8 protein-coding genes and 1 pseudogene are annotated in these 10,436 nt (G+C 67.7%); 4 read left to right on the forward strand and 5 right to left on the reverse strand.

What is annotated here, in order from left to right:
- The first annotated feature begins 66 nt into the window (after nucleotides 1-66).
- Both AC1DWT_RS28165 and AC1DWT_RS28170 read left to right on the forward strand, forming a co-directional pair.
- Nucleotides 67-1,572: an MFS transporter gene (locus tag AC1DWT_RS28165; protein WP_477923197.1), complete on the forward strand. Its 1,506-nt coding sequence runs from the start codon at nucleotides 67-69 to the stop codon at nucleotides 1,570-1,572.
- Nucleotides 1,573-1,687: 115 nt separating this feature from the next.
- Entirely contained in the window at nucleotides 1,688-2,584 is an 897-nt protein-coding gene (locus tag AC1DWT_RS28170; RefSeq protein ID WP_072944665.1) for an AurF N-oxygenase family protein, read from the forward strand.
- 1 nt (nucleotide 2,585) lies between these two features.
- Here the strand turns inward: AC1DWT_RS28170 and AC1DWT_RS28175 are convergent, their stop codons facing one another.
- From AC1DWT_RS28175 to AC1DWT_RS28190, 4 genes are all read right to left on the reverse strand, one after another.
- The gene (locus AC1DWT_RS28175) at nucleotides 2,586-4,862 is read right to left on the reverse strand and encodes a SulP family inorganic anion transporter (protein ID WP_477923187.1); all 2,277 of its coding nucleotides are present in this window, start codon (nucleotides 4,860-4,862) and stop codon (nucleotides 2,586-2,588) included.
- 222 nt (nucleotides 4,863-5,084) lie between these two features.
- Entirely contained in the window at nucleotides 5,085-6,452 is a 1,368-nt protein-coding gene (locus AC1DWT_RS28180) for an SLC13 family permease (protein ID WP_072944669.1), read from the reverse strand.
- A gap of 28 nt (nucleotides 6,453-6,480) precedes the next feature.
- Nucleotides 6,481-7,350: a hydroxymethylglutaryl-CoA lyase gene (locus tag AC1DWT_RS28185; RefSeq protein WP_477923190.1), complete on the reverse strand. Its 870-nt coding sequence runs from the start codon at nucleotides 7,348-7,350 to the stop codon at nucleotides 6,481-6,483.
- Between the two features lie 14 nt (nucleotides 7,351-7,364).
- Nucleotides 7,365-8,582 carry a CaiB/BaiF CoA transferase family protein gene (locus AC1DWT_RS28190; protein ID WP_477923192.1) on the reverse strand — a complete coding sequence of 406 codons (1,218 nt, stop codon included), beginning with the start codon at nucleotides 8,580-8,582 and terminating at the stop codon, nucleotides 7,365-7,367.
- Nucleotides 8,583-8,795: 213 nt separating this feature from the next.
- Between AC1DWT_RS28190 and AC1DWT_RS28195 the strand changes: the two genes are divergently transcribed.
- On the forward strand, nucleotides 8,796-9,338 hold the full coding sequence (locus AC1DWT_RS28195) for a gamma carbonic anhydrase family protein (protein WP_477923194.1): 543 nt from the start codon (nucleotides 8,796-8,798) through the stop codon (nucleotides 9,336-9,338).
- Nucleotides 9,339-9,343: 5 nt separating this feature from the next.
- On the opposite strand, the gene AC1DWT_RS28200 is transcribed toward AC1DWT_RS28195, so the two are convergent.
- On the reverse strand, nucleotides 9,344-9,991 hold the full coding sequence (locus AC1DWT_RS28200) for an IclR family transcriptional regulator (RefSeq protein ID WP_072944677.1): 648 nt from the start codon (nucleotides 9,989-9,991) through the stop codon (nucleotides 9,344-9,346).
- A gap of 217 nt (nucleotides 9,992-10,208) precedes the next feature.
- On the opposite strand from AC1DWT_RS28200, the pseudogene AC1DWT_RS28205 reads away from it, so the two are divergent.
- Nucleotides 10,209-10,436: pseudogene (locus AC1DWT_RS28205) on the forward strand (4-hydroxyphenylpyruvate dioxygenase); the annotation flags it as partial.

The raw sequence follows: 10,436 nt of genomic DNA on the forward strand, positions 1-10,436 counted from the left end.
AACGAGGCATCGCAGGAACAGCAGGAACAACCGGAGAACGCCGGCTGGACCCTGCGGCAGATATGGATGCTCACGGTCTCGTGCTGCGCCGTCGCCCTCGTCGTCGCGGCGATGGCGGCCCTCAACACCGCGCTCCCCGACCTCGCCCGCGACACGGGTGCGACGCAGAGTCAGCTGACGTGGATCGTCGACGGCTACACCCTGACCCTGGCCGCCCTGCTGCTTCCGGCGGGCGCGCTCGGCGACCGGTACGGCAGGCGTGGGCTGCTCATGGTCGGACTGTTGATCTTCGGCGCGTCCACCGCGATCCCCCTCGTCAACGACGCACCCGAGTGGATCATCGGCTCCCGGGCGATGGCGGGCGTCGGCGCCGCCCTCGTCATGCCCGCCACACTGTCGCTGCTCACGTCGGGTTTTCCGCCGGCACACCGGGGCCGGGCTGTGGGCATCTGGTCGGGTGTCGCCGGTTCCGGCGCGATCGCCGGCCTGCTGGTCTCCGGATTCCTGCTCGAGAAGTGGTCGTGGCACGCCATCTTCATCGGCCTCACCGTGGTGTCCGCGCTGATCTTCGTCACGGGCTTCACCATCTCGTCGTCCCGGGAGTCGCAGCGCCCACCGCTGGACCTGCCCGGCACCGGCCTGATCGCCGCCGCGGTCGGCCTGTTCGTCCTGGGAACCATCGAGGCGCCGCAACGCGGCTGGCTGGATCCCGTCGTGCTCGGACTGCTCGTCGGCGGACTCGCCGCCGCGGCCGCGTTCACCCTCGTGGAACTCCGCAGAAAACACCCCCTGCTCGACGTCCGGCTGTTCGCCAACCGCGCGTTCGGCTCGGGCTCGATGTCGCTCCTGCTCCAGTTCCTCGCCTCACTCGGCCTGTTCTTCCTGCTCGTCCAGTACCTGCAACTGGTGCTGGACTACTCGCCTCTGCAGTCGGCGCTCGCGCTCGCTCCCCTCGCCGTGCCGGTGGTGGCGATGTCCGCAGTCATGCCGATGCTCGTCCCGCACGTCGGGCTGCGGCCGCTACTCGCGTCCGGCTCCGCGCTGCTCGGCCTGGGCATTCTCCTGCTGGTGCGGCTCGACGCGCATTCGAGTTACGCGGAGGTGTGCGCCCCGCTCATCGTGGCCGCTTTCGGGATAGGACTGTGCACGGCGCCCGCGACGGCGGCCATCGTGCAGAACACTCCCGACGAGAAGCAGGGTGTCGCATCGGCCGTCAACGACGCGGCGCGCGAGATCGGTTCGGCCATCGGGGTCGCGCTCGCGGGCAGCGTCCTGGCCGCGGGTTACGGCAGACATGTGCAGCCCGCGGTCGACGTCGTTCCGGAGGCCGCGAAGGAGCCGGTGTCGAGTTCGCTGGCGGCGGCACTGCAGGTCGCCGACGTCGCCGGCCCGCAGGGTGAGCAACTGGCGACGTTCGCCCGGGATTCGTTCCTGAAGGGTTTCGACGAGGCGTCCATCGTTCTGGCCTGCGTGCTGTTCGGCGCATCACTGCTGCTCGCGGTGTGGGCGCCCGGGCGGAAGGGGCCCGCACCGAGGGCTGAATCGCCGCAGGAACTGGCCGAGATCGACTGAGCGGACATTGCCCTTGTGACCGCCATCGCTGTATCGTTCAGTATCAGTAACTGAATGTCACAGTTAGTTGACCGCCCAAATCACAGATCAACTAGTCACAGATCAAGGGGTAGTGATGACCGCATCGATCGTCGTCTCCGACCGCGAAGAGACCGCCCAGCGCTTGCTGGCGTCGTCGGCACGCAAGTCCTACGACCCGATGGTCGAGGTCGACTGGGAAGCACCGATCCCCGAAGACAAGTTCGGTCTCACCCCCGAGTGGAGCACGCTCTACGGCACGGCCCTCTGGGACGAGATGACCGACGAGCAGAAGATCGAACTCACCAAGCACGAGGCCGCCAGCGTCTCCAGCGTCGGACTGTGGTTCGAGATCCTTCTCATGCAGATGCTCCTGCGCGACGTGTACGGCCGCGACAAGCACTCGCGGCACGTCCAGTTCGCCCTCACCGAGGTCGCGGACGAGTGCCGCCACTCGGTGATGTTCGCCCGCGCGGGCGAACGCCTGAACATGCCGAGCTACGGCCCCCATCCGGTGATCCACAAGCTCGGGCGTATCTGGGGCGGCTTCTTCCGGGGCGCCAACGCGTATGCCAGCGTGATGGCCGCCGAGGAGATCCTCGACATGATGCAGCGCGACTTCATGAAGGACGAGCGCGTGCAGCCCGTCACCCGCACGGTGAGCAAGATCCACGTCCTCGAAGAGGCCCGCCACATCCGCTTCGCCCGCGAGGAGGTCGGACGACGCATCCAGGGCGCCAGCTGGGCCCGCCTCCAGATCGAGCGGCTCAACACCGCCGCGGTCGTGTACTTCGTGATGAAGAGCATGATCCGCAAGGAGGTCTACGAGAACGCCGGCCTCGACCCGAAGCGGGCCGCCGCCGAGGCCAGGAGCAACCAGCACTACAAGGACACCGTCCGGACGTCCGGTTCCAAGTTGATGCAGTTCCTCGATGGCGTCGGCCTCGTCGGCGGCCCGTCGAAGCGCCTCTACAAGAGGGTCCATCTCCTCTGAATCATGTCGGCACGTGGTCCAGGTAGGACACACCGGTCGAGGTGATCTCGAGTACGCGCGCGGACGGAATGTCGAAGAACATTCCCGCGACGCGTACTCGGCCCTCGGCCGCTGCCGCACCGACGAGGGGATGGCGCCCGAGGGTTTGCACCTGGACCGCCACGTTCACCATGCCCAGCTGGTCGACTTCGTCGAATCCCAGTTCTGCCGCTGCACGCGCCACCGGGTGACCGCCGAGGAACGCCTTGCGGCTCGGCTGCGCGAACGTCAGCCACTGCTCGACGGCCCCCTCGGATCCGTCCGTGTCTGCCTGCGCCTCTGCCAGGACGGCCTTCATCGCGCCGCAGCCGGAGTGGCCGCACACGATCACCGAGCTGACCTCGAGTTCGTCGAGCGCGAAGGCCAGGCCCGCTTCGACGGACACGTCCTGCTTCCCGGTCGGGACGAGGTTGCCCACGTTGCGCACCGTGAACAGGTCGCCGGGACCGCTGCTGGTGATCACGTTCGGCACGATGCGTGAATCGGAGCAGGTGAGGAACAGCGAGTCGGGGCGCTGCCCGTCCCGCAGGTCGTCGAGGTGCGGCTGCAGTTGCGCCGCGTTCCGCCGGTGGTACTCCGACACTCCGGCGAGGACGGGTCGCAGCGCCGCCGGTGTGGTGGTCTCCGCGGTGTCGTGGTGCCGCGGCTGCCAGCTCTTCCACGGGGCGAACCCGCGGGGGCTCGCCACGCCGACGCCGCGCCGGGGCGGCGACGCACCCACGGCGTCCATGTCGACGGGACCGAGCGCGTCGATCAGGACGGTTCCGCCGTTGTTCTCGTAGTGCCGCTTCCAGTCGTCGATCGCTTCGAACATGGCGTGGTCCAGGAAGTCGACCGCCAGTTCCACGGTGACGTGTGCGCCCGCGGGAACCTTCGCGAGTAGCCCGGTCAGTGCGGGCATGGACAGGAAGCTGCACGACCCCTCGACGGTCACGCGCCACCGCCCGGAGTCCTCGGATCCGATGGGTTCGGCGCGCATCCTGGGGTGGATGACCCGCCACAGCAGCAGGACCACCGCGAGTGCGAGACCGATGATCACACCCTCGAGCAGGTTCAGGAAGACCACACCGGCCACGGTCACGCCGTACACCCACAGGTCGCCGGTGCGTCGCGCGGTACGCAGATGCGCCATCTTGACGAGCTGGATGCCGATCACGATGAGCAGTCCGGCGAGCGCGGCCATCGGGATCTGCTCGACCAGCGCGGTGAGCAGTGCGGCGAAGACGAGGATCCAGACGCCGTGCAGGACGGCGGACGCCCGGGTCTTCGCCCCGGCTGCGACGTTGGTGGAGCTGCGCACGATGACACCGGTGACCGGCAGGCCGCCGATGAGACCCGAGATCATGTTGGCCGAGCCTTGCCCGACGAGTTCCCGATTGAACTCCGACCGGGTCCCGCCGTGCATCTTGTCGACGGCCACCGCGGAGAGCAGGCTCTCGACGCTGGCGATCAGCGCGACCGTCAGCACACCGGTGGCCACGGCGAGCCACGGACCTTCCGGCATCGAGGGCAGCGCCACGGCGTCGAAAAGGGAGCCGTCCAACGTGATTCGATCGAGGTCGAACGGGAGAACCAGGGACAGAACGGTGGCGGCGACGACGGCGACCAGCGGCCCCGGGAGCACCTTCAGCTTGCCGGGAATCTTCTTCCAGAACAGCAGGACGGCGATGACCACCGCTCCCACGAGGACGTCGCCGTACCGGGCGGACGTCAGCTGTCCGGGCAGCTGGGTGATGTTCTCGACGGTCGAGCTGTGCGAGCTGCCGCCGAGGAGGACGTGAATCTGCTGGAGGGCGATCGTGATTCCGATGCCGGCCAGCATGGCGTGGACGACGACCGGCGCGATGGCCAGGGCGGCACGGGCAATTCTACTGAGCCCGAAGATGATTTGAAGGAATCCGGCGGCGACGGTGATCGCACAGGTCGCCTTCCAGCCGAAGGTGGCGACCAATTCTGCTACCACCACGGTCAATCCGGCGGCGGGACCACTGACCTGGAGCGGTGAGCCACCGACGGAACCCGCCACCACACCGCCGACGATCGCGGCGATGAGACCCGCCATGATCGGGGCGTCGGACGCGATGGCGATGCCGAGCGACAGGGGCAGGGCGACGAGGAAGACGACGAGCGACGCGGGTAGGTCGTATCGCGCGTTATTTCGCCACCTTTCGCCGCGGGTCGGTCCGGGGGCGGGGGCACCGGATGGGGGTGCTTTCTCGTTCTCGAGGATCGACGACATGTCGACACCCTACGGGCGGAGACCGACGAAACGCCCGAAACGGACGCGATCCTGTGGCATGTGTCACTGTGGCAGCACTTTTCGCCCAGTTGAATCGAAAACTATTGGACAACAGTCCATTACATGAAGATTAAAGTACGTAAAGTTCACACCGGGCGGCCTCGTACCGTGAGAAGTGCCGGTCACCGCCCCGAAGACGGCGACCGGCACTGCCCGGAAGAGCTACACGGACGTCGGCACGACGACCAGCGCCCAGACGAACATCGGGGCCGACAGCACGATCAGGCCGCAATAGGCGAGCATCTTGCGCTGGAACCGCGCCTTGTCCTCGACCTGTGCGTTGGCGAGCACCATCACGCCGTTCGTCGAGAACGGGCTGACGTCGACCACTGTCGCGGAGAACGCCAGGGCGGCGACGAATCCCACGGCGCCCACCTCCCCCATCGCGAGCATCGGCGCGGCGAGGGGCAGTGCGATGCCGAGCGTGCCGATCGACGATCCGAACGCGGAGATGATCGCGACCGCGTAGCAGAGGATCAACGCGGTCAGCAACGGCGAACCGAGAGCCGACGCCGCGTCACCGAGGAAGTCGAGCGTGCCGTTCTGCGTCATGACCGCCATGTAGGTGAGCATCCCGCACACGAGCACCACGGCGGGCCATGCCACGTTGTCGACGACCTTGGGGTGCGACTTGGGCGCCATCAACAGCAGGACCGCGCTGATGCAGATCGCGCTGACGCCTACGTCGATTCCGAACGCGACCGACCCGACGACGAGGAACCCGATGCCCGCGAGCGTCGCGAACCGGTACCTGTCCATCTTCACCGGCTTCATGCCCTCGTGACTCAGCGCTTCCTCGATGACCTCGCGATCGGTGAGCGTCGCGGTGTTCCCGCCCGGACCGCCGGCGGGGGCGCCACCACCGGACGACCGGCGCGAGGAACCGCCGAATCCGCCGCCGTCGGAGGTCTCCCCGACCGGGCGCGGGGTGCGGCGCCCGATCAGGTCGAGGCCGTAGATCAGGAACAGCACGATCGCGATGGCCAGGTTGAGGACGAACGGCAGGGCGAACAGGACCAGCGGGTTCGCCCCCACGCCGGTGGAGTCCATCAGTCCGTTGATGAACGCGCCGTAGAGGTTGATGGGCGAGAACGCGCAGGCCAGGGCGCCGTGGCTGATCACCATGCCCATGAGGAACGGATTGATCTTGTTCTTCGCCGCGAGGGGCATCGCGATGGGGGCGAGCATCCCGACCGCGAGCACGGACCCGAGTGCCATCAGCAGCCCGGACAGCAGGAACATCATCCACAGGATCGCCCACCGCCTGCCGCGCACGAGGCGCAGCGAGGCCTCGATGACGAGGTCGATGGTCCCGTTCGTCTTCGCGATGGCGAACAGCAGCGTGATGCCGCCGACGATGATGAACGTGCTGCCGGGGAAGGCGTCGATGATGTCCTCGACTGGGATCCCGGACACCCAGCCGCCGATGACGAATGCTCCGGCGAACGCGAGGATGCCCATGTTGATCGGGGTGAGTGTCGCCACGGTGAAGATCGCGATCAGAGCGACGATGGAGATTGCGTAGACCATGGTCGGCCTTTCGGGGTGAGTGCGCAGTTCACACTGCGGAGAGGGGCCGAGCTTGTGCCAGAGCAAGTTTCACGGTGCCGACGGCGAGGCCGAGGGCCTGCTGATCGATCCCCGTGTCGATGTCGTGCGCGTGGAGGTGCGCTACCAGTTCCTCGGTGGCGAGATTGCCGTGGGCGCCCGGGGCGAACGGGCAGCCGCCGTACCCTCCGATGGCGCTGTCGAAGTGCGTGATGCCGAGGTGCCGGTGCGCGGCGATCACGGTGCCGAGGGCCTGCCCGTGCGCGTTGTGGAGGTGCAGGCTCAGTTCGATGTCGGGGAGGGCGTCGCGCACCGCCCCGACCGATGCGAGCACCTGCTCGGTGGTGGCCGTTCCCAGGGTGTCGGCCAGCCCGAGCCTGCGTACACCCATCGCGGCCATCGCGCGCGCCACCCGCACCAGCGCGGCGGGGGCGATGATGCCCTCGAACGGGCAGACGAACGCGGTCGACACACCTCCGAGGAAACTCCGGTCCGGGTACTTCTGCAATGCCTCGGCGAGTCCGGTCAGCGCCTCGTCCGGATTCCGGCCCGTGTTCGCAGTGCTGTGCCCGGCGCTGGCGGACGTCACGACCTGGATCTCGTCGATGCCGGTCGCGGCGGCACGGTGCACCCCACGCGGGTTGAGTGCGAGTGCGCTGTAGGTGACCGACGGATCGGTGCGGGGCAGCCGGGCGATGAGGTCGTCGGCGTCCGCCATCTGCGGGACGCGTGTGGGCGAAACGAACGATGCCGCCTCGATGTGCTTCACGCCTGCGGCGACGAGTGCGTCCGCGACGGCGATCTTGCGGTCGGTGGAGACGACCGCGTCCTCGTCCTGCAGTCCGTCCCGCAGTACGACATCCGTTATGGTGACTGTCATTTCACTTCTCCGATTCAGACGATGTCGCGGGCGCGGTAGTCGTCGAGCTGATCGCCCGACAGGTTCAGCAATCCGCCGAGGATCTCGTCGGTGTGCTCACCCAGCTCGGGGCCGGCCCAGCGGATCTGGGTGGGTTCGCCGTCGAGCTGCGGGACGACTCCGGGAAAGCGCACCTCTTCGGGTTCCCCGTCGACGGACACCTTCAGGCTCTGCAGCATGCCGCGGGCGTTGTAGTGCTCGTCGTCCGCAATCTGGACCGCGTCGTACACCTCGCCCACCGGCACGCCTGCGGCGCCGAGTTCGGCGACGACGTCACGGGGACGCCGCTGCGACGTCCACGAGGAGATCGCGTCGTCGAGTTCGGCTTCACGCCGGAATCGCTGATCCCCGTCGGCCAGTTCGGGATCGTCGGCGAGATCGCCCCGTCCCACGGCCTGCATCAGCCGGCCGAACACGCYGCTCGAGTTACCGGCGATCATCACGGAGCCGCCGTCGCACGGATAGACACCGCTCGGCACCACGCCGGGCAGGTTGCCCGCGGTCCGTTCGCGCACCATGCCATACGCGTCGTAATCGGGAACGAGGGACTCCATCGCCATGAACACCGATTCGTACAGGGCCACGTCCGCCACCCGCGGGGTCGAGTGATCGCCCTGTCTCGCCTTGGCCAGCAACATCATCAGGGCGCCGATCGCGCCGTGCAGCCCGGCGAGGGTGTCGGCGATGGGGGCGGCCGCCCGGACGGATGGGCGGTCCGGGTAGCCGGTGACGTGCCGCAGCCCGCCGAAGGCCTCGGCGACACCGCCGAATCCGGTGCGCTCCCGGTACGGGCCGGTCTGTCCGTAGCCGGAGATCCGCACGAGGACGATGTCGGGGTTGGCGGCCGTCAGCTGGTCGGGACCGATGCCCCACCGCTCGAGCGTTCCCGGCCGGAAGTTCTCGATGACGACGTCCGACTTGGCGGCGAGGTCGAGGATGATCGCGCGACCCTCGTCCGTCCGGAGGTCGAGCGTGACGGACCGCTTGTTGCGGGCGATGGTGCGGAACATCATCGACGTCGCGCCGCGACGGCGGCGCCAGCCCCGCAGTTCGTCGCCGACGCCCGGCCGTTCAATCTTGACGACCTCGGCGCCGAAGTCGGCGAAGATGCGGCTCGCCATGGGGGCCGCGATGAAGTTGCCGAGTTCCAGCACACGGATGCCGTGCAGTGGGCCGTTCTCTGGGACCTGCATGTGAGAGTTCTCCCTCGTCGATCTGTACCGGATGGCGACTGGGGTCCTACCTGCTGATTCTCATTATTTGGCAGTTAGATTCCCGTCTGATAAGAATGACGGTAGTGGTAGCAGTCACAATTGGCAATGCCCGGAGTCCGCGCCACACGACAATGGACGACGGAACGCTGCGAGATGCAGCGCGAATCCGCTGCTCGACAGGAGGAGAACACGGTGAGAGAACCACACGTCGTTGCGATCAACGGACGGTCGCCGCGCGCGGAGAAGACCGCGTGGGTCGCGCCGACCGCGGCGGTGATCGGCGCCGCGACCCTCGGCGCGGAGACCAGCGTCTGGTACGGCGCGGTGCTGCGGGCCGATTGCGATTCCATCACCCTCGGCGAGGGCAGCAACATCCAGGACGGAGTGGCCGTTCACGTCGACCCGGGGTTTCCCGTCGTCGTCGGCCGGGACGTCAGTGTGGGGCACAACGCCGTGCTGCACGGCTGCACCGTGGGGGACGGCGCACTCGTGGGTATGGGGGCCACCGTTCTCAACGGCGCGGTGATCGGCGAGAAGTCGCTGATCGCGGCCGGCGCACTGGTGCTCGAAGGCTCGCAGATTCCGCCGTGCTCACTCGTCGCCGGTGTGCCCGCGAAGGTCCGCCGGGAACTGACCGACGACGAGGTGGCCCACAACGCCGCCAACGCCGCGGTCTACCGTCAACTGGCGCAGCAACATCGGTCGGCCGACGTCACCACGTTCGACATCGCCTGAACGAGTCAGTCGCCCGGCACCGACTTCTCGATCTGCCGCGCAGCAGCGACGACTGCGTGGCCCATCCGGGCGCCCAGATCCTCCCCCATGCGCCCCTCCGGACCGGACACGCACACGGCGGCCACGATCTCGCCGTGCCTGCGAACGGGTGCGCTGATGGAGGCGGATCCCGGCGTCCGTTCCGAAACCGACACCCACCAACCCGATTTCACCGCCTCGGGGTCGGTCTCCCAGTCTCCGGACAGCACGTGCCCACTCGACCCCTGAGGAAGCGGCACCAGTGTTCCGACGGGCAGCGCGACCCGCAATTCGTGCTGCGAGTCGACGCTGGCCGCGCACAGCCGCGATTCGCCCCGCCGCACCCATAGCTGTGCGGATTCGCCTGTCATCTCCGCCAATTCGCGCAGCGCTGGGATGGCGAGGTCGCTCAGCGCCGTCGTGACGAAACGCTGACCGAGGTAGAAACGGCCTTCCTGATCCTTCCGGAGGAGGCCGTGCTTGACCATGTCCGTGGCCAGCCGGTACGTGGTCGACAAGGACAGGTCCAATTCGCGGGCGAGGTCGCTCGCACCCATCGGGCTCGCCTCCACGACGTCGAGGATCGCCACCGCGCGTGCGAGCACTCCGACGCCGATCTCACTCCGCGCAACCATCGCAGTCCATTTCTATTGCCCCATTGAAGTATTCAGATTGTATAGGAAAGCGGGGGCGGGGCTGCTCTCATCCGTCGATGCGGCTAGATGTGCGGGTCTCGGTTGACGACCGGGCCGGCGGCCGGTTACCTCTGTGTCAGGCATTCGCCACTCCCCCGGTGCGCAGTCGCACTCACCTTCTCCGTACCCGAAAACCGTTGCAAGGAAAGGCACCATCATGACGATCGAGCAGACTCTCACCGACAAGGAACGCCTGGCAGGTCTCGACCTCAGCCAGCTCGAGCAGCTGGTCGGGCTCGTCGAATACGACGGCACCCGCGACCCGTTCCCGGTCAGCGGCTGGGACGCCGTCGTCTGGGTGGTCGGCAACGCCACCCAGACCGCCCACTACTTCCAGTCCGCGTTCGGGATGACCCTCGTCGCCTACTCCGGACCGACCACCGGC

The sequence above is a fragment of the Rhodococcus sp. P4_B6 genome, assembly GCF_056402215.1.